The sequence below is a fragment of the Paenibacillus sp. ACRRY genome (genome assembly GCF_022346995.1).
GTDB lineage: Bacteria > Bacillota > Bacilli > Paenibacillales > Paenibacillaceae > Paenibacillus.
The window spans coordinates 472948-496848 of record NZ_JAKRNM010000003.1 but is presented as its reverse complement, the minus strand read 5'-3'; the positions used below and the strand labels follow the sequence as shown (position 1 = coordinate 496848).

The 23901-nt window shown below is 45.6% G+C and carries 16 protein-coding genes; all 16 read right to left on the bottom strand.

Annotated elements, in window-relative coordinates; genetic code table 11:
* Nucleotides 1–16: 16 nt before the first annotated feature.
* Nucleotides 17–517, bottom strand: coding sequence for a flagellar protein FlgN (locus MH144_RS15710; RefSeq protein WP_239302103.1), 501 nt, complete (start codon nucleotides 515–517; stop codon nucleotides 17–19).
* A gap of 9 nt (nucleotides 518–526) precedes the next feature.
* Nucleotides 527–811 (bottom strand): flagellar biosynthesis anti-sigma factor FlgM, encoded by a 285-nt coding sequence (gene flgM, locus MH144_RS15705; RefSeq protein WP_239302101.1) that lies wholly within the window; start codon nucleotides 809–811, stop codon nucleotides 527–529.
* A gap of 150 nt (nucleotides 812–961) precedes the next feature.
* Nucleotides 962–1369, bottom strand: a complete 408-nt coding sequence (locus MH144_RS15700) for a TIGR03826 family flagellar region protein (RefSeq protein WP_239302091.1) — start codon at nucleotides 1367–1369, stop codon at nucleotides 962–964.
* A 261-nt stretch (nucleotides 1370–1630) separates the two neighbouring features.
* The gene (locus MH144_RS30815; RefSeq protein ID WP_275440128.1) at nucleotides 1631–2662 is read right to left on the bottom strand and encodes a ComF family protein; all 1032 of its coding nucleotides are present in this window, start codon (nucleotides 2660–2662) and stop codon (nucleotides 1631–1633) included.
* A gap of 30 nt (nucleotides 2663–2692) precedes the next feature.
* On the bottom strand, nucleotides 2693–4495 hold the full coding sequence (locus tag MH144_RS31000) for a helicase-related protein (RefSeq protein ID WP_239302253.1): 1803 nt from the start codon (nucleotides 4493–4495) through the stop codon (nucleotides 2693–2695).
* A 573-nt stretch (nucleotides 4496–5068) separates the two neighbouring features.
* A complete protein-coding gene (locus tag MH144_RS15685) occupies nucleotides 5069–5449 on the bottom strand; it encodes a hypothetical protein (RefSeq protein ID WP_239302089.1) in 381 nt (126 codons plus the stop codon).
* Between the two features lie 333 nt (nucleotides 5450–5782).
* The gene (locus MH144_RS15680; protein ID WP_095291355.1) at nucleotides 5783–6505 is read right to left on the bottom strand and encodes a response regulator transcription factor; all 723 of its coding nucleotides are present in this window, start codon (nucleotides 6503–6505) and stop codon (nucleotides 5783–5785) included.
* Nucleotides 6506–6509: 4 nt separating this feature from the next.
* Nucleotides 6510–7670, bottom strand: coding sequence for a sensor histidine kinase (locus tag MH144_RS15675; protein WP_239302087.1), 1161 nt, complete (start codon nucleotides 7668–7670; stop codon nucleotides 6510–6512).
* A gap of 47 nt (nucleotides 7671–7717) precedes the next feature.
* The gene (locus MH144_RS15670) at nucleotides 7718–10441 is read right to left on the bottom strand and encodes a stalk domain-containing protein (RefSeq protein WP_239302085.1); all 2724 of its coding nucleotides are present in this window, start codon (nucleotides 10439–10441) and stop codon (nucleotides 7718–7720) included.
* A gap of 322 nt (nucleotides 10442–10763) precedes the next feature.
* Complete coding sequence (locus tag MH144_RS15665) at nucleotides 10764–14492, bottom strand: SwmB domain-containing protein (RefSeq protein ID WP_239302076.1); 3729 nt, start codon at nucleotides 14490–14492, stop codon at nucleotides 10764–10766.
* Between the two features lie 215 nt (nucleotides 14493–14707).
* Nucleotides 14708–15910 carry a methionine adenosyltransferase gene (metK, locus tag MH144_RS15660; RefSeq protein WP_175396646.1) on the bottom strand — a complete coding sequence of 401 codons (1203 nt, stop codon included), beginning with the start codon at nucleotides 15908–15910 and terminating at the stop codon, nucleotides 14708–14710.
* A 255-nt stretch (nucleotides 15911–16165) separates the two neighbouring features.
* A complete protein-coding gene (locus tag MH144_RS15655; RefSeq protein ID WP_239302068.1) occupies nucleotides 16166–16441 on the bottom strand; it encodes an alpha/beta-type small acid-soluble spore protein in 276 nt (91 codons plus the stop codon).
* A gap of 137 nt (nucleotides 16442–16578) precedes the next feature.
* The gene (locus MH144_RS15650; protein ID WP_239302059.1) at nucleotides 16579–17136 is read right to left on the bottom strand and encodes a hypothetical protein; all 558 of its coding nucleotides are present in this window, start codon (nucleotides 17134–17136) and stop codon (nucleotides 16579–16581) included.
* A gap of 105 nt (nucleotides 17137–17241) precedes the next feature.
* Nucleotides 17242–19791, bottom strand: coding sequence for a DUF4352 domain-containing protein (locus tag MH144_RS30995; protein ID WP_239302057.1), 2550 nt, complete (start codon nucleotides 19789–19791; stop codon nucleotides 17242–17244).
* Between the two features lie 173 nt (nucleotides 19792–19964).
* On the bottom strand, nucleotides 19965–22937 hold the full coding sequence (locus MH144_RS15640) for an S-layer homology domain-containing protein (RefSeq protein WP_239302055.1): 2973 nt from the start codon (nucleotides 22935–22937) through the stop codon (nucleotides 19965–19967).
* Between the two features lie 589 nt (nucleotides 22938–23526).
* Nucleotides 23527–23868, bottom strand: coding sequence for a hypothetical protein (locus MH144_RS15635; RefSeq protein WP_239302044.1), 342 nt, complete (start codon nucleotides 23866–23868; stop codon nucleotides 23527–23529).
* Nucleotides 23869–23901: the final 33 nt, after the last annotated feature.

Below are 23901 nucleotides of genomic sequence, written 5' to 3'. Positions count from 1 at the left end.
CCCTTACTTGTGTCGGCTATGCTCTTGTGTCAAACATGTTTCTTTGCTGTGTCCTTTTCTCACGATCAGGCGAGGACGAATACGTTGAAACATCATCCATATCATTGGTTACAAGATTAAGTGAAAAATCAATGAATGTAAGCGACTGTTGAATAAGTTCTTGATTCAATGCATTGACCCGCCCCAACTCATGGATCTTATGTTCGAGCTGGCTTCGTTTTTCATCCAATATAGCCTTGATTGAAGGATCAAAAACGAGTCTCATGGTCTCTGTAACCGTTAATTTCAATTTGGATTGTATCCCTTTTTCACGAAGGAAATACTGAATGGATTCCGATAGTGCCTGCTCTTGTTTTTCAGCCTTCTTTACCAGTCTGGATTCCAAGTTCATCGCTGTTATGAGTTCACCATATTCTTTGCTGATAATACATTGCTTCTTACTTAAAGAATTCTCCAGCAGGTCAGCATATGTTGACTTCAGTTCATCTAATGTAGAAATAATCTGATTTTCAGACATCACTTACCTCTATTCTTTCGTGTATGTCTTAAAATAAGGAACTAGCTTTTCAGCTAACTTACCGACATCCACATTATATGTTCCTGATTCGACTTGACTTTTCAGTTCGGCAATTCGCTCAATTCTTGCAGAATCCGTGTTAGACTCATTTGTCTTCAACAGTTCCATCGCCTCCGGGGAAATAGTCACCTCATCCTTGCGTCGGGTTTTCTTACTCTCCCCTTGCAGTGCATTTTCAATATTACGCTGATAAGAGTTAATGGCTCCAATTCGGTTCGGTTCATTGATTTTCATACGAAGTGCACTTCCTTTGCCTTAGGATTTTTACATTATCTTTATGTTAACGAACAATTAGGATAATAAAAAAACCGATAATCTTTAATAAGTTTATCGGTACGTTCTAAAACATTTGTTATAGCAGGAACTGCATTTAAGCCCTCATTCCTATGAATCGCGTAGTTTGTCGACAGCAGTGTAGGTTCGCCCACCTATATTGGCATTATCCTTCTGACCTACCTCACGTGCTGCTCCAGCCAGGTCTTTCGTTAAGCGATTACGGCACGAGTCACACATATGCCCTTCACGGATTAGCGTTCCGCATACCTCACAAGGATACATCATATTCGGGGCGTTTTCGATGGAAATCCGTCCCTCCCGGATGAACTTGGTGATCTGCTTAATGGAAATCTCCGTTGCATCAGATAGTTCCTGTATATTAGTGCCTTTATTCTCCCGTAAATAATCTACGCAAGTCTGATATTCCTGTTCTATTTCCTTAATGCAATTCGAGCATACATCCCGAAAGTTCAATGCATATAACCTGCCACAGCGAGGACAATTACCCAGATTCATCGCTTAAACGCCCCTCTCAAACTTCCTCATTCCGATGGATAATACCTATACATTACCTTATTTTCTCACATCTAGTCCATAGTCTATTTGCGCACCAAGAGGACCAAGAATGCGTACATACGCAAATTTTCAGAAGATATTTTATGGCTATAATTGAATAATTCCTATACTCTCCTCATTGTGAAAAAGATTTTTTTCTTTTATTTCATGATAATCTATTACATCTCTAAAATTCAAACACTCCTGTAATCTTAAATATTACTATGATCGCGCCAATGATAAGGTATATATCTCTACTGGAATATCACTTGAGACAGCCGCATTTAAAATAACCATACTACAAGCATCCAAGGTACTGCCCGTTGTGTATATATCATCAATTAATAGCAATTGAAGTGGACAAGAGTGCTCTCTAGCAGAATTAGATCCTGCTTTGCCAATGTAAAGGCCCCTTAAAGTATCCATTACGCCGGGGCTTATTGAAAAAGCTTCCTTCATCGTCTCAATCCGTTCGCCACGTGTCTTGGAACTCTGCTTGGTGGTGTTGATCCGGCGCTGCAGCAGATCAACTACGGGTAGACGGCAGGCTGCGGCGAGTCCGGTAGCGAGCCGCTCTGCCTGGTTGAAGCCACGCTCGGCAAGGCGCTCGTTGCTGACGGGGACGTAAGTCACCGCGTCAGGCCGCCATCGCGGCTTGGGGCTTGGGAGCAGCGACTTCGGTTGGCGTGTCGCTGCTTGAGGGTTGGCGCGGACGGCTGTTGATGCGTGTGCGCCAGGCGATTGAACGCCCGCGTAAGTTGACGCGCGCGGATTCGGTGGATGCAAGCTGGCATCCACCGGAGGTAGAGTAGAGGTGGCGGAATGAGCCACAGAAGCCTGGGTTTCTTTTGCCGCAACCAGACTCAGTTCTTCACTCATGGCTTGAAAGGCTTGAATGAGTAGTGTCGTTAACAGCGGTGCGTAGCGCACGTGGCCCCTGAATTTGTACATGCCGATCCATTCTTTCATAAGAGCATTGTATTGGACGGCACTGCGATTGCAGATAAACGAACGATTGTTCATATGTGGGCGGATGCAGTCCGGACAACCGATGGCCCGGCCACAACGCAAACAGCGGATGGAGCGAATCCATGGAATCTGCTGAGCGCATCGTGCACAAATCCCCGGGTAGGTTGGAGATAGTACGGCACGAGTGCCACAGGTCAGGCAGGTTGCCCCAGGCGGGGCAAGCAGGTTATGTATGCGATGGGTGAGTTGGTGAACAAAATCGATTATATTAAGCCGATTCAACATGATGCCAGTACCTCCCTAATTGGAACGGATTTATCGTTGGTTCTGCTGATGCAGATAACCCTTGCGGTGTGCAATGGTGTTCATTTTGCGGATCTGTGCCACCGCCTTCACCTGAGAACGTGTGCGCCTAGAGGATGCAAAGACGACTCTGCCTGCCGGATCATCCATGGAACGCCCTGCTCTGCCTGCCATCTGTACCAGTGAAGCTTCATCGAAAAGCCCATTATCTGCATCCAAAATAAAGACATCGCTGCGCGGAATGGTCACTCCCCGCTCCAGAATGGTGGTCGTCACCAACAGACGGATGTCTCGTTCGCGGAATGCCATGACTTTACTTGCCCGGTCCGTATCTTGGGATGATGTCCCTTGGATATGGATTTGGGGAAATATGCGCCGCATCAGGTTAACAAAGGCCTCGATCTGGGCAATGCGCGTTACGAATACAAACACCTGGGCATCACGCTGCAAGGAGGTTTGGATACTATTCTTCAGGGCAGCGGGAAGACTCCTTTTTTTGATACATTCAGCAACAGTGGGTATCTTGATCAAATGCGGCACAGGTAAGGGATAGCGGTGAAAGCGTACCGGCACCCTCGCATGAGCAAGTTTCCGCTGTGATACTTCTTTTTGTAAACGTGCTGGCGGGGTAGCAGACAGATATATGAAATTCCCATCCCTTTTGCAGGAAGCTGCCGCGGCATGAGCGAGCATGGGATCATTGTGATAGGGAAAGGCGTCAAGCTCATCAATAATGCCCAGGTCGAATCCTTGATAAAAGCGCATCAGCTGATGCGTGGTCGCGAGGGTGAGCTGTGCATCTTTCCACCGTTCGGTACTACCTCCGTACAGGGTGGCCAGCGCAACGTCAGGAAAGGCTTTGGCCAGACGTGGCGCCAGCTCCAACACCACGTCTCTGCGCGGCGTTGCTACAAGCGCTCGCCCTCCGCGGTCCAGCGTATGCTGGAGCAGCGGGAAGATCATCTCGGTCTTGCCGGCCCCGGTCACGGCCCACAGCAAGAACCGCCCCGGCCCATCCTCAGCAGAGGTAGGCCGGGCCAAATACGCCAGCGCAGCAGAAGCTGCCGCGCTCTGCGCTGCGCTAAGCCCCCACCGGGCGAGCCCGCCGCCGGTGGCAAGAGCGGCCGTGCCCCGCACGGCCGCAGGCGCTGTGCTGCGCAGCAGCAGCGCACAGGCACGGCTGCGCCCCAATGCGAGGCATGCCTCGCAGTAGGCGCACGCCGCCAGGCCGCAGGCAGCGCAGGGCACGCGCTGCCTGGCATCGCTGCCGCACCGGCGGCAGCGGGGCGCGCCTTGCGCGCTGAACCACGCGGGCCGGCGGCGCGTGGGCAGTTCCAGGGCGGCTGTGATACTCAGCCGCCCATGCAAGCGCGCGAGCTGCGCAGCCGCGCGCCAGGAGGCCAGCTGCGGGACGGTGTCCACCAGCAGCGCCTCTGCCTCGGCCGCCAGCAGTTGGCGGCCGCGAAGCCGCTCAGCCAGCAGAGCCGCGCCCTGCTCCAGCTGAGCCCACCCTTGGGCGGGATAAGCAGCTGGCATCCCGCCCACCCCAGCTCCACCTGGAGCAGCAGCCATCCCACTTGTCCCAGCCCTAAGTTCAGCGATAGTCATCCCCGCTTTTCCCGCCAAGCCTGCTCCTTCTTTTCTGGCTGCCTGTTCCCCAGACAGCTTGTCATACTCATCCACTTTACGGCGCATATATGCCAACCAATGCATTTCACTCCACTGATCCATTCCGCGCTCCAGCTCAAAATGTTCAACCAGCCATGACGCCTGACTTAGCGGCAACGCTTCATCCAACAACAACCAGCTCAGCACCTGCTGACCACTCGCTCCCTCCAACCACCAAGTGAAATCCACCCGCAGATCCAAGGACAGTAGCATGTTCCACCTATCCCTGCCTCGGCACACATAGAGCGCAACTCTCATCCAATCCCCTCCCCCAAACTTAATAATTTCTAGAAACGCAAAAAAAGCACACGCTTACCCGGCTATCTGCCGGAGCATGTGCTTCATGTCCTGATTTCACAATGTCTTATCTTATTGTCTTTTTACTATATCAATTGCTCCCGTGCAGGACAAGCTTTAGGAATTTAAAATTCATGTTTTAGGCCCATTTTACCAATTTAACGAATACCCCGAATCAATCTCATAAAATGCGAAACTTTTTCCAATCGGCACCGTCTATACTTTTAAGTTAAGATGTACGGATTCGAATCGCTTCTTACTTCAATCTCAGGAGCTCCACATCCAAACAATAACCATAGATTGCATAAAAACCCATTTTTAATTTAACAGCAGACTTGGCTACAATGAACAAAAAAGATTACAGCTATGCTGTAATCTTCATGTGGATCTATGGAAACAAATTCGATTAGGCGTTAAATAAAATTAATGCTCAGGCTCACGCAGATCAATAAGTCGAAACGCACGATCTCCATTTGGTTCCGGACGTTCCATATCGGGTGGTACAACTGCCAGGTATGAAGTCTCCAACCCCTGCTTGCGCATCAGCTTTTCAATAATCCGAACCGTTTCCGATTCCATACGATCAGCAACAACTGTCAATGTGAAGCTCTTTCCACGGTAAAACAGCTCCCGGCAAAGTGCTCTTACAACGCCTTCGATCCGCTGCTCCTGATTGGAAGGAATGAGCAGAATCTGCTCGTAACCCTCGGGTTCCGGACGAGAAAGATGACGCTGGTGCATGGCATGAACGGCCACTGCCGCCAGGAAGTATATGAGCAGAATCATAGTCAAATGAGCAACCATGGCAACTGCACCTCCTCGGAAGGTCATGCTCACCCATGGCGAACATCCCTGTATACGACAGTATATGCCGTACTCCCGAAAGGGTTACACCTGTACATTGCAGGCGCCATATTTCTTTTGGATGACATCCGCGAAGGAAACGACAGTCCAGGTCATTCATCCACTCATTCATACCAAGCTTGAACATTTGTTCCGCACGATTTCACACTCTGTTCCTATGCAGTGATAAAGTCCATTAACCCGCAGACCAATCCGGGCAATCTGGAAGGGTGCGAGTGAACAGATAACTATGATACCATTCTTATTTTATTATCAGGACATCTTATACTTGTATTAGAGCGTAACCCAGCCATACTTGATGGAGTTGATAACGGCTTGTGTACGGTCATCTACTTCCATCTTCTGCAGAATGCTGCTGACATGGTTTTTCACCGTTTTTTCACTGATGAATAGGAATTCACCAATCATTTTGTTACTCTTACCTTCAGCCATCAGACGAAGCACTTCTGCTTCACGACGAGTGAGCGGATTGTTATCGCCAGCGACAAACTTAACCCCAGCTTCTTTTGAAGCCCCTTCGCTCATCGCACCTGTTTCATTAAGATACGTCATACGACGCAGCTGCATGATCAGTTTGCCTGTTACTTTAGGGTGAATGAACGCATGCCCCTCATGTACGGAACGAATCGCATTGATTAGGGATTCAGCTTCCATATCCTTCAGCAAGTATCCGTTGGCACCTTTACGCAAAGTCTCAAATACATAACTTTCATCATCATGAATGGATAGAATAATGACTTTAACGTCCGGGAACAGCTCACGCAGTTTCTCCGTCGCTTCAACCCCGTTCTCCACAGGCATGTTGATATCCATCAGAACGATATCCGGCTTCTCCTGGTTGCAGAATTCAAGCACCTGAATCCCATCGCCACATTCGCCGATGACCTCAATATCGTCCTCCATGTTCAAAATGCGTTTTAGCCCTTCACGGAACAGCTGATGATCGTCAGCCAAAAGAACTTTAATTGATGTATTACCAGTATCACGGTTTTCCATCCTGCTACTCCTTTCCCTTATCCACGTTTGTCGGGATATGAATCACGATTTTGGTTCCTTGATTTTCTGCGGATTCAATTTCTATTCTGCCTTCCAGCAGTTCAACCCGTTCTCTCATCCCAATCAGACCGAAATGGTTGTGATCCTTGCTTTTCTTCGCAAGAAGCTCCGGTTTGAAGCCAAGCCCATTGTCCTGAACGACAATTTTGACGAGCTGAGCCTGGTATGTAATTTCCACTACAACATGAGTGGGATAAGCATGCTTTGCAGCATTGGACAGACCCTCCTGCACGAGACGGTAGATTGCAGCCTCCATTGCAGAAGACAAGCGGTGTTCCTTGCCTCTTGTTTCAAAAATCGAGCGGATTTTTGTTTTCACTTCAAAATCCTGCACGTATTTCCGAAGCGTTGGAATCAATCCCAAGTCATCCAGTGCCATAGGACGCAAATTGAATATTACTTTTCTCATTTCTTCAAGACTGGAACGAACCTGGCCTTTCAAATCTATTATTTCGGCCTGGACCATCTTAAAATCCTGCTTAATGAGCATTCTTTCTACAATTTCCGTCCTAAGTACTAGATTGGCGAGCATCTGCGCAGGCCCGTCATGAATCTCACGTGCAATGCGCTTCCGCTCTTCTTCCTGGGCCAAAATTATTTTCAAACCAATCATTTGTCGATTCTTGGCAGATTCGATAATCCGGGTCACTTGACCCAGCTCACCCGACAAGTACTCCAGTACGACCCCCATCTGCGAACCAATCGTTTCGGCACGCTCCACAGAAGCCTCCACATTTTTGGCACGCTTCTGCAGATCATCCCGACGGGCCTTCAGATACATTTCCTTCTCACGATAAATCATCAGGTCCAGCTGCAACTGCGTCGCTTTCTCATACGCCTGCTTGATATCATGCTCGGAATAACGGACGAAGTCACGGCTAACCTCAGTCAGACGGATCCGGGAGCGGCGGTAGTTGAGCTCCAATTGATCTACTTTCTCGATCGTTTCCGCCGTCTCTTTCAGAACCGACTTCAACTCCTCGTTCAGAGTTTTCAGCTCATCACGGGTTGAGTCCATGATTTCGAACATTTGATATTTGCTGTTTTCCATGACTTGTATGGCGTTTTTAATGACGCGGTCTATGGCATCGGCTTGTAAATCCACGTTAGTTCGACTCCATTTCTATCGTTTCCGGTATATATCATACCATATCACGATGAGATGGTAACGGTCTTCGTTTTCTGTTCCCATTTTACAGTCAATCCAAGCTGCTCGGAAACGAGTCGAAGAGGGACTAAAGTCCTACCTCCGGATACATATGGGGCTACTGTTGCGCTTTGTCTTTTTCCATTTAAAATGAATTCTTTCTGTCCCACGACCAGATCAATCAGTTTCCCGCCGCGAATAACGGTGATCCGCTGATTTTTGCTATCCCAGCTTGCTTGGCCGCCAAAAGCATCCAGTACATGTTTGATTGGGACATATGTTGTACCATTTTTAAGCACCGGTGCTGCATCAATTGCCTTTTTCGTTCCGTTCACGGTCATCGACTTCTGTCCAAGTACCAGGGAAGCTGTTCCTGTAGGCAGTCCCACTTCACTGGATTTCGATGGCATGGTGAAGGCGATGTTATCAAATGCAACGGTACCTGTCATAGCGCGCTCATCCTGGCCCTCTTCTACATTGACTACATAGACACGTTTCAGCTTGGCTGGATATGCAATGTTCAGACCACTCAGGTCCACGTTCACTTTTTTCCACCCGCTCCAGTCAATGGCCTTCGCGAGATCGGCATACACGGTTTTGCCATTGGCATCCGTAAACTCTGCACGGAGCCAGTTCAGGCTCTTGTCACCCATTACATCCATCGACATGGACGTTGCGGCTGAAGATACTTCTCTACCTGTTGTCCCGTTCAATTGGGCATAAGCATACATTTTCCCTGTACCTGCAGTCATGTCGTAGCTCAGCTGCAGCACTTTGGAGCCAGCCTTTTCACCTGTACCCGCTGTTACGGCTGCTGAACCCGTTACGCCAGTCGCGTTCGTTGTGAAGTTGATTGGATAACTTACATTCTCGAAGTTCTCCCAGGTGGTTTCGCTGTCAGCAGCCGTAAGAACAACGACCGTACTGTAGCCGTCATAACGACCGATGGCATATCCAACCTGTGCTCCTGAATTTACAGAAGATACCGTTAATTGATCGCCAGCCACTTTACCTTTGAATCCGATAAATTCCCATGTCAGCGAATCAGCCGGGACCGTTACACTTTGCCCGTCTTTCGTCTTCGCAGTCACAGGGATGGATATGGTCGTTCCCGCTTTCAGCGAGCCAAGACCGGAACCTGCAGTCAGAGAGGATAGCTCACTTCCGCCCAGTACTGTTACTTTAATGGTAGAAGATGCACCGCTGCTTGTTGCTGTCAGCGTAGCCGTTCCTGGTTTAACACCCTTGATTACGCCATTACTCACGCTGACGATACCGTTGTTGCTTGATTTCCAGGTCAGCTTGATATCGCCTGTTGCAATCGGATTGTAATACGTGTCATAGCCTTTGGCTGAATACTTGCCTTCTTGTCCTACTAACAGCGTTTGGCTGCCACTTACAGCAAAGCCTTTCAGCTTGCCTTCCGGAGCCGTAGAGAATACGCCGAGCGTGTTTACGACCTGACGCTGCTCTGTACCATATTCCGTATTGAACGTCAGACTTGCATTTTCTTCCCCAAGCGGACGTGTCACCATGGTGGTAGAGCCGCCGCCGTCCAGGTTCATGCCTTTCCATACGCCGATACTGGTCATGAAGGATTGCAATTCAGTCAGCGACATGCCGCTGCTGTTACTGTTTTTCTCAGCCGCAATAATATAGACATATCGACCATCCTGAGAATAGCCTACCGCTGTTCTCGCACGAATACCACCAATACCGGAAGAGGCGATATCACGGGAGAACGTAGCTGCTTTGCCTCCATTGACAAGGATGGTATGACCACCAATCATCATCTCGAGATTACTCGGATCAACCGATTGTCCCGTTGTTTTGGCTACAAGCTTGTAGTCCGCATTAAGCGTCTGTCCTACGGAGAGATGGGTCATAATCCAGGTAGCTGCTGTTCCGTGGGCACGCAAAATGTACCCGTCTTCCGGCACCGTCATGTCTAATGCTTTTTTATCGGAAATTTGCGTAATGACGCCGTTCTGTACCAGTACTTCTGTTGGTGTGGTAGAAGGATCATTTGGACGTTTGGTTGATGTCCAGGCTGGTGTATAAATATACATCGAGTTGGCGTGACTGTATTTGACCGAGCCTGATTCTACCGTGTAATCCTCCTTGTTAATTCCGCGCAGAGCAAACGTTGAACCGTCATCGGCCTTCACCGTACCGTCGAAAGAGTATTCGTCGATCATCGGTTTGCCATCCTTGGTCACGGTGAGGGCATACATGCCTGTCAGTTCCGAAGGTGTGGAGATCAGAACCCCATCAGAGACCTGTCCACCAATTGGAGCAAGCTCCCCGGAAACGTTAAAATAATCACCGTTCACAGCAGCAACCGCATCATTTTCCTTGGCCATACCGCCTGTGCTTTGTTTACTGTTCAAGTTGCCGCCCTTACCTGTCATCACATCGAGTTTCACATAAGGGTTTTGCAGATCTACCTGAATTACGTCTGCCAGCACATTCACTTTCGAGCCGGATCTTGTGGTTGTATATTTGTATTTCATGAGCTTCGCACCGGAAGTCAGAATTTCCTCACTTAACTTGCTTGTACTTGTAGATGCCGCAGCAGCTACCGACTGCCACGTCGTTCCCGACCATACCTGCTGCCCTGCTCCCAAGACCGGTGCAATCCAGATCACACCTGCCAGTGTCACAATTGCCCATTTCTTCGCCTTGCTGCCCTTCACGTCTTCCAGCGGTTTCCCGTGTTTCCCCAGCATGTTTGAAACGACTCTCCCATCTTGTATATCAATCTTAGACATCATGTGTCCTGCCAGATGGCAGAGAACAGCCAGATCCCTAGTATACTCTACTATTAATAGACTGCTTTTCGTGGAAAAAGTTACGCCCGCAGCCAACTTTGAGGGTATTCCGCACAAAAAAAGACCCCAAGTATGGCATGGAATTGCCACACTTGAAGTCGCATGTTAAATCATAGATTATTGTTTACACTGCTACTAACTTGCCAAAAAAGAGAAACTCAATCCGATAAACTCTCACTCTCTGCTTTGAACTAGATAGTAAAGTTTAACTCCACTCGGATTACAGATAACCCAATTTGTTCAGTACACGTTTCAACATTACTGCTGCTTGTGCACGAGTTGCATTACCTTGTGGTACAAACGTCTTCGATGTCATTCCCTGAATAATGCCTTCCTGTACTGCCTTAGCAACAGAATCCTTAGATTGAATTTTGTTACTATCCTTAAACTTGGACAGTGTTGAAGCTGCCGAAGTATTCAGAACGGTTGGCTGACCTGCATAATCCAAAGCCCGAACCATCATGATGGCCATCTGCTCACGAGTCACGAGGCTATCCGGTTTAAAAGTACCATCCGTATTACCCGTGACGATACCCGCTTTAGCCGCTGCACCAATATATGCACCTGATATATCTCCATAACGAACATCTTTGAATTGTTGAGCACTAGCATAGTCACCTGGTAATCCCAACCCTTTTGCCACTAAAGTAGCAAATTCTGCTCGTGATATTTGCTGATCAGGAACATACAAGGTTCCATTTTGTCCATTAATAATCCATTTTGCAGACAACTCACCAATGACGTCCTTAGCCCAGTGTGAAGCAGTATCCCGATATGAAACGGGATGGGATGCAGCCACAATAGCCTGATTGCCTTTCAGCTGTCCTGTTATAATAACCGCTCCAGTTGCATTGGAGAAATGATGAGGAATATTAGCCAGAGCTGAAGTACCTTGATCAATGTAGACCAGACCCGTAGCTGGTCCTGTTGTCGTGGAAGGCAATCTGAGTGCAATTGAACTCTTCACCAGTTGTTCTGCACGCTGCCCACTATAGCCATTATATGCTGATAGATAAACATCCGTAATGTCAGATACTCTTTGTGCTCCGGCGGATGCAAGCATACCGTCCATTGTACCGGAGACCGTTACAGGAACCGATTCGAGTTGAACATAAAAGTATGAAGAGCCCGAAGCTGCATTCACGCTTTGCGCAATACTGGAAGGATTCAAATCTGACAAAGGCACTGACCACAGACGATCTCCGTATTTCACCCCAATAAATGAAAAACGTTCACGGGAAGCGATTTCTGTTAGCGTGTCTATTGGGAATCCTACATAAGCTGATGCTTCTGTTGCAGGAACTTCAAATACGACCATTCGACTTGAATTGTTGCTTAGGCTTGCATATTGAAAAGCCTGATTTAACTTGCTAGCATCCACATTAAATTGACGGGTAGAGCGACTATTGCGCGACTGGGCGGAAGTTATTGTCGCTGCATCCGTGCTCATGACATACATGGACTGGTTAAAAGCCGATGTGTCCGATATGGTTAGCCATGATGGCAGGTTGCCACTTAAACTTCCAGTATTAGTAGTTGAACCCGTGCTTTGAGTCTGGCTAATCGATAAAGGTCCGAATGCTTCAACAATAACGTTATCAAGCGTGCGCAGCGGAATTATCCCCGGTGCATAACTTACAGTTCCTGTCTGTCCGTTGGTGCCCGAACTGGATAACTTCAGAGTTAGTGTTGTACCACTTGATGCTGCAGAAACCACAGTTACCTGTGAGCCTCCCAACTGTACACCAAATTGAGATGGGGTAAGCAGAGTCTGTGACTGTAGAGATTCTCTAAAAGTAACAGTCACGGTATCTCCTTGCAATATAGCTGATTTCACCATACCATTACCCGATGTGTAGCTTACAGGTGTTAAGTTGATGTAACCAGCAGGATTACCGTTTAGGTCCGTCAAACGCAATGCACCCGGTACATAAGAAAGTGTTACATTCTGGTTCGTGCCTACAGCTGAGGCCAAAGTTAACGTGACTGTTTCATCTTCAATATCCGTGTCGTTTACAAATAATGGTTTACCGTCTACAAGAACAGAATACTGACTTTTTAACGGTTTGTTGGTTGTTCTAAGTGGTTCATTATAACGAATCCATAGCTTAGAGCCACTTATTTCGGCACTTTGAAATTCAGGCGCCTTGGTGTCGATGCTATTACGGACATAGAACCCGGTAAATCCGGCAAGGGCTTGTCCTCGACTATCTTTCACAGGAGATGAGCCTGGTGCATACGAGACACGCACCACTTCCCCATCCGTGATGGGACGACTCAGATTTAATGTAACCATCGAGCTATTTGTTAAGGATATACTGTTGATTCCTACTGAAGACTGGTCTGCAGTCACACTGAATTGTGACACCGCATCACTGGAGTTGATATATACTGTCTCCGGGTAGTATAGGTTAATTGTACTGTAATATACAGTGCCTTCCCGTGGTTTGGACATGACCGAGTCCAGTGTATTTTCCACATCTCGTGCTGCAAACGAAGCAGCCGGGTTCAGCGAATTATCCTGTATTGGACGCAATCCAGGGGTATACCCGATCCGGACAACCTGCCCTACAGCTACACCTGTATCGAGTACGACATATACGCTATCTCCTGATACATATGCAGTGCTGACATTACGCGCTTCCCCATTTACTGTTACTGTGAAGCTGCTGTAAGCTGGATTCGCACTGAACAAACTTTCATCGTAAGTAAGTCGAATCGTATTGTTACTATACATCTTAACTGTTTTGAGAACCGGAGCTGTAGTATCTCTGCTAAGCGTCTTAAAGCCCCATGAACTGGTACCTGTCAAACCTGTAAAGAGGTTACCGGCCTTGTCCCTAAACACATTTGCAGGAATATCCACATAATAATTCGTATTGCTTTCCAGTGTACTCTGCGGAACAATTCGCAGCTGTCTATTGTTTGAAGTGCTAATGGTTGTTGTTACGGCTACGGTTCCACCATTGGCCTTTCTCAACGTCGCATTGCCTGGATAATTGGTATCAAGCTCTTTATTAAATGTAACCGTTAGTTCTCCCGTCAAAGGTGCATTCGTCGTACCGTTCGTTGGAGAAACAGATGATACGGTGAGAGCAGTAGGATCCGAAATCACGCCAAAACCCCACTCGGTTCCGATAATTCCGCTGGTGTCGTTCCCCAGTTCATCCCTTAAAAGACCTTCTGGCATAACAACATAATATGTGCTGCTGCTATTCCAGTTTTTCTCTGGATCAATCACAATGGAATTCGTCCCCAGACCATTAACACGTGGAGAACCTGCATTCACAGGTATTTCCTCATATAATGTAGTCCCTTGAAAAATCTGCAGTTTCCCAGCACCTGCATAAACCTTTTTACTAAATGTCATTGTTATGTTAGATGAAGGTGATACCTGCATCGCTGCATTCGCGGGAACCTTCTCTACCAAGGATGCTGTGCCTACACCTTGTGTATGGAACGTCCATTCTTTGCTCAGTCCATCGAAAGCAGTATTATTCTCATCCGCGTAAACAAATGAATTTTTGTCGATTTGAACATAATATGTTCCTCCTGGCAGAGGTGCATGATTAATGGTCACTTTTCTCCCTACATCCGGAACACTGGCGTCATCTGGTGTAATGCTAATATTACTTGCTTCCGTAGGGTCCACTAAGATAGGTGGAATAACCTCAGAATTATCTGACACACGTTTTATTGATATGTATCCACTGGTAGTCCCCGCTGCTTTTCGAACAGGTTGGCCAAATTCGATCTCCAATGGGGCTGCTCCATTTACGTTCTTCTCTCCTGTTACAGGTAACGTTGCCGTGACCCCTAACGTAGTCAAGTCATCTGCTGCATAAGCAGTGTTTTCCACTCCAAGCAGACCTGTTAGCCAACCTTGGGCAGTTAATAGTACGATTAAAAGCCCGATTGTACTCTTCATGGTCATTCGTTTCAAACGCACCGATTCGTCCCCCTCATCTTATATTTCTTCTCCTGTCTCTAATGAACAGACCTCATTATGTATGTCGGTTAGAACAGACATTTTATTTAGCCAAAAGGGAATAAAAGGAATCCTATTTCGTTTTATAAACCCCCTACCTAGCTAACCACTTATGTACGCAAAAAAGCCTCTGATTCCTGATCGGAACCAAAGGCTTTGATCTATCGCAATGAAACTTACAGACCCGCTTGAGCTTTCAAAGCATCTGCTTTGTCCACTTGCTCCCAAGGTACATCCAAGTCTGTACGGCCGAAGTGACCGTAAGCAGCCGTTTGTTTGTAAATTGGGCGACGCAGATCCAGCATACGGATGATGCCAGCCGGACGCAGATCGAAGTTGTTACGTACCAACTCAACCAGCTTCTCTTCGCTGACTTTGCCAGTTCCGTATGTATCCACGTTGATCGATACCGGGTTGGCTACACCAATCGCATAAGCGAGCTGGATTTCCACTTTGTCAGCAAGACCTGCAGCAACGAGGTTTTTCGCTACGTAGCGAGCCGCATAAGCAGCGGAGCGGTCTACTTTTGTCGGATCTTTACCGGAGAACGCGCCACCGCCGTGACGTGCATAACCGCCGTAAGTATCTACGATGATTTTACGTCCAGTCAGGCCTGCATCTCCTTGAGGTCCGCCAATAACGAAACGTCCTGTTGGGTTGATGAAATATTTAGTCTGCTCATCCAGCAATTCAGCCGGAACAACAGGCAGGATAACTTGTTCTTTGATGTCTTTTTGGATTTGCTCAAGGGTAGTCTCTTCAGCGTGCTGAGTGGATACTACAATGGTATCGACACGAACGACTTTGTCACCGTCGTATTCAATGGTTACTTGAGTTTTACCGTCCGGACGGAGGTAATCCAGTGTACCGTTTTTACGTACCTCAGCAAGACGGCGTGCAATACGGTGGGACAATGCGATTGGCAATGGCATGAGTTCTGGTGTTTCGTTCGTTGCAAACCCGAACATCAGACCTTGGTCACCCGCACCGATGTTTTCTGTTTCGCGAGCGACTTGAGCCGGATCACGGTTCTCCAGTGCTGCGTTAACTCCTTGTGCGATATCCGCAGACTGTTCATTCAGAGATGTCAGAACGGCACAAGTGTTGTAGTCAAAACCATATTTGGCACGTGTGTACCCGATTTCCTTAACCGTATTACGTACAATGGCCGGAATGTCTACGTATTCAGAAGCTGAACTGATTTCACCGATGACAAGCACAAGGCCTGTAGCCACGGAAACTTCGCACGCTACGCGAGCGTTTGGATCATTCGCCAGAAACGCGTCCAATACGGCGTCCGAGATCTGGTCGCAAATCTTATCCGGATGTCCTTCGGTTACAGACTCCGATGTGAATAGATGTCGGCCTTTAACAGACATGAAGTTTCAACCTCCCATAACTAGTAGTATGGCGATTGCCCGAACAAAACATTTACGGTGATTCGTTCACTGTACCCTCGAAAGCTTTCCGGGCGGAATAAGGACGCAGGGTCCGCAGTTACGAAGATAAGGATTTTTCAGGTAATTGCCCTAACAAAAAATCAACCTTTTCCTCCTGGAAAAGGTTGCATACCTCAAATGCCATCTTATCGCATTTGTCAAGCCGTGTCAAACCATGTGGGATAAGGAAAAACCTTATAATAACTGCTTTTCTGCCTGACGAATCAGCCTTTTTGTTATCTCGCCACCAACCGATCCGTTCTCACGGGAAGTCAGATGACCCCAGCCTTTGTATTGACCGTAGGAATGATCACTCACAGCTCCCAGCTCAGAACCAAACTCGGTATCTGCACCAGCAAGGGCACTTTGACCATACCCTACATTCAGACCAAACTCGGCAGCAATCTCATACTTCATCTGATTCAGCATCTGACGACTTTCCGGCACCACTTTGCGGTTACTTCTAGCCATGATTCCTGCACCTCCGTTAATTGGTTTTGTACAATTATAGAGTGAGCAGGAACCCTCATGCCTAGCCGTATAAATGTTTGTTAGAACTGGTTAATCTACACATATGAAATGTATAAAAATGCGAATAAATGCTTAACCTACTTCAAAGAATATCCGCCGCGAACCATAACTGTCAGACTGTACTTGTTTCCATCCAATACCGTTATACCCCGTCCATCCCTTGGAAAAGAGAGCAGGTGATTGGTCGGCGCTGCCTGTCCATTCGTCAGGTCAACTCCGTCCGTCAGATCAGCTACACCGTTCGTACCTTCACTGACGATCACAGCCTTGCCGCTGCGTACGATGAACTCCGCACCAGAAGCACCGATCAGCTGTTGACCCGGCTTCACGGTAACGATCTCTACCGCATCAGATGCACCGGATACCAACGGAGGAAGCGTGGTGTCACCACCTGTGCTGCCTGTCCCGGTAGATACGCTATTACTGCCTGCGGAGCTTCCCGATCCGGCATTAGTACCTCCGTTTAAAGCCTTTTGAATCTGTTGATCTACATAGCTCTTTGTCACAACTGGATCATCCGCTGTGCCTGGTTGACTTGTTCCTGCACCGATAGCTGTGTTGCTGTATACAGACCCAACCCACACGCCAACACCGATAGCCAGTGCAGCCAGGGATACTTTCATATAAGGTTTCATTAATGATTGTACCTTCCCTTCTATTAAAACAATCTACATATATTTGTCGTCATTTTCTATCATATCTTTAATAGAAAGATTTAACAACGATGCTTACGCTATCAATTATTCAACACCTGGTAGATTGCCGACAGCTGGAACAAAGCCCATCGCCTGTGTTGCAAGCTTAATCCGTTGACCTTGGAACTCATCATATATGGCAACGGTATAAGCTCCACTGCGTCGATCTTCAAAAACAACATCCTGAATGGTCCAATTCAAAAATTGATTGTTACCTTCCTTCATGTCTTTATCAAGCACAATCTCTTTGTCGAATACTTTTCCAGTAGGTTCAATCAGCTGCACAATAAGTTTGTGTTCACTTTCTGGCAAGTTCAATTCATTATTCCGTACAGCATCATAATTCCATGAAAGGTTTACGGTAGACCCACCACTAAGAGAAGCTTTAAAATCTCTCGTTTGAAGACTGTATGGGTAAATCTCAAGATTCTTAATTGTATTTAATGTGGACTCCTGATCCGGTTTTAGTTCAAACGAAGCCGCATCAACATATCTAGCGCCTGTAGTGGAACCTTCCTTCCCCGTATCCCCACTTACTGTCTCTCCGATCAACAGCCTCATATCAGACACTACCGTTTTCCTTGGGATTTTTGACCACATGGTTACTAATGCAGAATCACCTGGTCCTGCTGGATAATCAATCTGCTTAACCGTTGTTTTATAATACTCACCATTTTTAGATTCGTAATATCCCGTTAATTTGGCCAGGTCGATCTGCCGATCCTCAATGTTTTTCACCTGGAGCTCGGTATATACGATATCAGAAGATGTTCCTGGATAGATCAGTGTTCTCTTTACTTGGAGTTCGGATTTCTTCCCAGGCGTATTCAACGCATAGTTGGTCCCCAACTCTACTTGCGGTACCTGCGGAAGCTGACCAATGTGAGTCAGTCTGATCAATTCAGATGAATTCTCGCCCACAACTTCAGACAAGGCGACTTGTAATTGAGCTACATCCAAATTGGTAGGTAACGATGTTAATAGATGTACATCAAGCGACATGCCTGGCCCAAGCAAAGCGGAGTTCTGACTAATTAACAATTGAGTATCTGCTATATCTGCTGAATCTATGGATAGCATACCCTTTAACTGTGGGAGTTTAAGAGTATTGGTTGAAACATTGCGTAAAGTAACTCTCGCAGACAGAACATCCGCGTTTTCCCAAGGAAGACGTTGAACAGAATTCCATGTGACACCCAATGTTCCATTTTCAATCTGAAGGGTGCTCTCTGTACCAATAGATTGCTGCATGGAAGTGGCTTTGGGAAGGATGTACGTTCCCGCAGGATACGAAAATTTAATTTCTTTGTTTTCTGTACCCTCGGTGCCTTCAGCTTTTGGTGTATTCATAACCAATTTCAGTGTTCCTTCAGCTTCATCGTAAGGCAAACTAAATGTCAGACGAACTAAGCGTTCTTCATCTGGTTTCAATTTCAAATTATCCAGTGCCTTGGTAGACAACGGATAATCATTTCCCTTTTTGTTTTGAACCGAGAAATCATATTTGGGTACGGAAACTTCCCTTGATCCCGTGTTTTTAAATTTGAAGTTGACCGTATAGTAGTTATTGCCATGAGTCTGACTGACACTGACATCTCCCACACTCGTAGCCATTTTGCCTTTGTTATCTTCGAGCGTTATGGTATGGACCTTTCCAACCTTAATTTCTGTATTCTGCAATGAAGTTGATTTCGGCATTTGCATGGTCGCGAGAGGAATAACCGATTTCTCAGCTTCGTTCTCTTGTACCATAATAAGCTCAGCCCCATCCAGCTTCACCTTCTTGGGGACAGTTGTTATATAGTTGATGCTCTTGGACTCTTGAGGCTGTACGCTGTACGTTGTATCGTTCGAATTTAGATTAAGCGGGTAGCTGCTGCCACCTTTTGTTCTCAGAACCCACTTCACGTTAGGATTTTCCAACCCCTTATAACCAACGTTATGCAGATTAATTTTTACACTTGCATAGTTGGATGTGTCCGAGGCAGAGAATGTCTGTAGGCCCTGGACTTTAATTTTTACCGGAATATCATTGATCCGTACCTTTTTGACTGTATTCACTGGGGTAGCCACTGTGTACGAGGCAGGAATATTGATTTTCCCCAGATTGCTTTCATAATTTGGCTTGCTGAAGTCCCATTTAACAATTTCAAAATTCAGATTGCTGAGCTGCATGTTTTTTCCAACAGTTGTCATATATGTAACGGATAAGGTAGAGCCAGCAGCAACACTCTTTTTCTCTGCATCTTGCGTCAGCAATGTGGAAGTATAACTTGTTCCACCCTTGCTTCGAACCTTTGTCCAGTAATCAACCAGTTGTAAGCTTTTTTTCTCATTGTTGGTATATGTGAGGGTATACGTAATCAACTTGCCTTCGTCTTGAGTCAGAACATTGACATCTGTAAGTCTAACACTGCTTTTGGATGATAGCTTGACAGCCGGGACATTAGATAATGTTTTGACAGCTTTTTGAGCTTGAGCTGTATTGCTAGAAGAAGTTGCAGCTTCTGCAATTTGAAAATTGTTCATCCAAGCGGCCTGAGTCAACCCCAGCACGGTAGTTGCGACAATGACTTTCTTCAATTTATTATTCACTTGAAACCTCCATACATAGATTTCCATAATACATATATTATAGACGAACAATATATACAGGAAGTTTCAAAGAGGTAACTTTTAGTACAGCAATCTTGTTTAGATTTATTAAAATAAAACAAAAAACAGCCTTGCATTTATTAAGATGCAAGGCTGTTTCAGAAAAAATAATATTAGTTATTTGTAGTAGGCAGTTGCTTACCGAAAGTGAACTCACCAAGTGCGTTACCGCGTCCATCAGTGATAGCTTCTGCTGCTTTGTTTTTAGCACCATCAAATTTAACATTTACAACTTTACCAGCTACATTCGTATCTGCAGTTGCTGTGATAGTGATGATAGAATCAGTTCCAACAGTTTCAACAATAGCTTGAACATTGGTAATTTTCACACCAGTACCTGCATCAACAGTGAAGAGTCCGTTGATGTAATCTTGCTTGTAGTTATCCAGATCTGCTTTAAGACTTTCAGATCCTTTAACAGTAATAGTAATTGCTTTACCAGTAGCAGCATCAGCAACGATATTCGTCAAAGAAACTGTTGGTGCAATTCCATCGAGAACTGGGATTGCTGTTTCAATTTCTTCAATTTTGTTACCGAAAGCGTCTTGAGTGAGAGTGGAAACAGTTTCCAAAGTCACACCAACTGCATTTACTGGTACTGCATTGTCAGCAAATTTCAACAACAGTGTTTTGTTGTTATCAGCCAAAGTGTAAGAAGTTGGTTGGGATTTAACACCGTTCACTACGAAATCTCCCAAGTTAACACTTGACAATGCTGCATCAAATTTAACTTTGATTTCATTGTGACTAGTAGCATAAACATCGCCAGTAACACCAACTCTTGAATCACTTACTTTATCTCCAACATTGTAAGATCCGTTATTGAAGTAATTACCTTCAGAATCTTTGATGTAGCTTGCAGTTACAACTGCTTTATCCCAATTGAAACCAGTAGGAATATTGCTTCCAGTAGCCGCAATACGAACAGTGTTTGTAGAGATCAAGTTAATGTCATTGTTCTCTTTAGCAATTTGATAAGATCCAGTAGCATTTCCACTAGCATCTACAGAAGATACAGTGTATTTAGCTGCTTCAAGAGCATTACCTTCGCCAGTAGTAGCTAAAGTTTTGTTGAATTGAACATAAACGTAACGAGTGCCTTCGCTAACAGAAGACCAAACACGAGTTACTTTACCATTTTGAGCAGTGTTAGCGTTCAGTGTAGCAGTGTATGGCAACAATACATTTCCGATGTAAGCAGTGTCAGCGACACCAGATACAGTCAACGTGTAAGTTGCATCTTCTTTCAAGCTGCTACCCAGGTTAACTCTAACCTTTTTGTCAGCAGGGTAGTAAGTTGGTGCAATTACAGGGTTACCTTTAGAAGTCAAACCTGTAACAGTCACAACTTTACCGTCAGCATCTTTCAGAACATAATTTTCTGGGTTTGAAGCTCTGTCAGATCTGCTTGGATCATTTTGCAACGATTTGCTGAATGTGATTTCAGCGAAGTAGTTACCATTTTCCACTTTGAACTCAGTAGCTACAACTGTAGGACGAACAGTATCCAGTGTTGGAGTTACTTTTGCATCAACGGAAGCAGAGTTGTTGCTGTAGTCGGAAACTGCAGTCAGGTAGACTGTGTTCTCGGATACGTTCAACGGGTTGTTGAATGTCAGCGTAACTTTGTTATCGTTGATTTCAATGGATTGAGCGTTGTTGCCTGTAGTGTTAGCATAAGCACTTGCTACACTTTTCACAGTTTCATCAAACTCAACAGTTACTTCCTTCAAGTCGTTAGATTTTACACTTACAACTTTAGGAGCCGCTGTGTCTACAGCTGCAGTGAATTTGCTTTCCACTGGAACGATAGTCAGACCAGAGTAGTCTTGTACGCCACTCACACGCAATGTGTGCTCACCAGCAGACAAGTCTGTAGTTACGATTGCTGTGTTAGGGTAAACATACTTAACAGAAGCAGCAATTACATTGTTATCTACACGGAAAGATGAAGAGATAACACTTTCAGGTTTAACAGGCTCGCTGAATACTACTTTGAATGCTTTAGTTCCCAGAGCTTGAACTTCTTTCACTTCTGGAACTGCAACATCAAGTGGAGTAAACTCAACTTTTTGTGTAATAGTTTTAGTTGCATCAGCGTTTTTAACGTTGTTGATTTGCAGGCTAGTTGCTCTTTGGTTTGTCAGAGCAGAAGAATTCTGTTCCACCAACAATGTTACAGTTGTTTTGTCATCAGACAATGTAGCGCTTTTGAAAGTCACGCCACTCACAACATAGTTGTTTTTGCTTTCAGCAGAAATTTGATCTACAGTACCATCAAATTTAACTGTGATTTCTTTCAGGTTTGTAGCAGATACAGAAGATACTGCTTGAGCTACTGTAGTTACATAAGTAACTTTCTCAGTGAACTCTTTATCTTTGTAAGTAAATTTCACTTCAGTTTCTTTGTTAGCTTCGAGAGCTTTATCCAAAGTTACTTTAACGGATTCACCGTCGCTCATTTTGAAAGTAACAACTTTACCAGCTTCAGTTACATCGTAAGAAGCAACTTTCAGGCTTTGCTCTTGATCAACTGCATAAGCAGCGCCAACGAGCAATTCGCGGGAAGCGTTGGATTGGAAGTTCAGGCTGGAATCAAGCAATCCTGCATTGATTGCCGCTTGAACATAACCTTTAGCCCATGCGGATGCTGTGTTGTTAGTTTCAGTTGGAACTTCGAGGTCAAGTGCACGAGTCAAGATGGTAGCCATCTCTTCGATTGTTACTTTACCGTTGAAATCGAAGATTTTTTTCTCAGTGTTTTTACCTTCCATGATGCCTGCAGCTGTTACTGCTTCGATGTAAGGAGCAGCCCAGTTTTTAGCATTGTAGTTTTTGTCAGTGTAAGAATATACACCAGTGATTTCTTTCAGGCCAAGCAATTTAGTGATAACTTTAGCGAACTCAGCGCGAGTCATCTCTTTGTCCAGACCAGCTGTGCCATCTGGATAACCATTGAAGATACCTTTTGCTTTCAATGCATCAAACTGTTGTTGTGGTGTAGTAGCTGTATCACCAAATGCTACAGATGCAAACATCGAGAATGCCATTGCTGTAGACAAAGCGACGGATAAAATTTTCTTCATAACCTTTTTTTCTCCTCCTTGGGTGTTCATAACATGGGAATTTTCTTTAATAGTTTCGCTCGTGTTCCTCATATATTGTTGCACCCCCTTTCCAGAGTCCTGAGCAAGTTAATATAAATGATGTCTGTGAGCTTATCACAGAAACTTGTAAACTAGCTTAACCTTAGAATCATACGAAAATAGAGTAGTTTCCTAATCCTACCTAACGTATTATACAATGGGTTCCTCTCGCCGTAAAGCAATTTTTTCTAATAAATAGACAAGATTCTTCACGAGGTCATTCTTGGTAAGAGGCCCAATGTTTTTGACTCTACATCTTAAACGCAGTAGATTTCAAAAAGTTGCGGGTTCTTCAAAAAAAGTTTTGAACTTATTTATGTATTGATGCAGTGCGGGTAATTTACTGGGTCCAAAACTTTAAAATCAGTACTATTGTGGTAGCCATAACGGGTCTCTACCGCGTCTGAATTGGTCTGAACGTTTATTTATACCCGCTCAGCCTATACATGAAGCGACAAATTGCCTCATAAGAAAAATAAAAGGCATTCCTTAAGGAATGCCTTCTTACCCAGTTATTTCTATATAACAATTAGCGAATTTTCATTGCAAGATCGATAATTTGAGCACGCATCTTAGGATCACTGTTCAATCTGAGATACATATCATCAATCGGTTGTCTGTTCTCCCGGTACGTCTTTTCATGCTTCATGGTGGTGTGAGACCATTCAATCAATTCATTCTCAGCCAGAGTCAAATTATTATACGCATCATGGAAGCCAGTCGCTTGTACAAGCCCTTCCATTACCTCCTGGGAAATTTCCTGCGTTTTACGTGTATCTTCTATTTTCTTCTCCAGAATGACTGCCTGCTTCTCGAACTGTGTCTTTGCTTTCATGTAGCCCAGCTGGGCCTTCGAATAAATCGGTTTCATTAGCTAACTTCACCCTCTAGATCATTGTGTATT

Coding starts and splice junctions, on each gene's coding strand:
- MH144_RS15635 (WP_239302044.1), bottom strand. CDS start 23,868: ATGAAACCGATTTATTCGAAGGCCCAGCTGGGCTACATGAAAGCAAAG.
- MH144_RS15710 (WP_239302103.1), bottom strand. CDS start 517: ATGTCTGAAAATCAGATTATTTCTACATTAGATGAACTGAAGTCAACA.
- MH144_RS15680 (WP_095291355.1), bottom strand. CDS start 6,505: ATGGAAAACCGTGATACTGGTAATACATCAATTAAAGTTCTTTTGGCT.
- MH144_RS15700 (WP_239302091.1), bottom strand. CDS start 1,369: ATGAATCTGGGTAATTGTCCTCGCTGTGGCAGGTTATATGCATTGAAC.
- MH144_RS15650 (WP_239302059.1), bottom strand. CDS start 17,136: ATGAAACCTTATATGAAAGTATCCCTGGCTGCACTGGCTATCGGTGTT.
- MH144_RS15640 (WP_239302055.1), bottom strand. CDS start 22,937: ATGAAGAAAATTTTATCCGTCGCTTTGTCTACAGCAATGGCATTCTCG.
- MH144_RS30815 (WP_275440128.1), bottom strand. CDS start 2,662: ATGTTGAATCGGCTTAATATAATCGATTTTGTTCACCAACTCACCCAT.
- MH144_RS15670 (WP_239302085.1), bottom strand. CDS start 10,441: ATGCTGGGGAAACACGGGAAACCGCTGGAAGACGTGAAGGGCAGCAAG.
- metK (WP_175396646.1), bottom strand. CDS start 15,910: ATGTCTGTTAAAGGCCGACATCTATTCACATCGGAGTCTGTAACCGAA.
- MH144_RS15655 (WP_239302068.1), bottom strand. CDS start 16,441: ATGGCTAGAAGTAACCGCAAAGTGGTGCCGGAAAGTCGTCAGATGCTG.
- MH144_RS15685 (WP_239302089.1), bottom strand. CDS start 5,449: ATGGTTGCTCATTTGACTATGATTCTGCTCATATACTTCCTGGCGGCA.
- flgM (WP_239302101.1), bottom strand. CDS start 811: ATGAAAATCAATGAACCGAACCGAATTGGAGCCATTAACTCTTATCAG.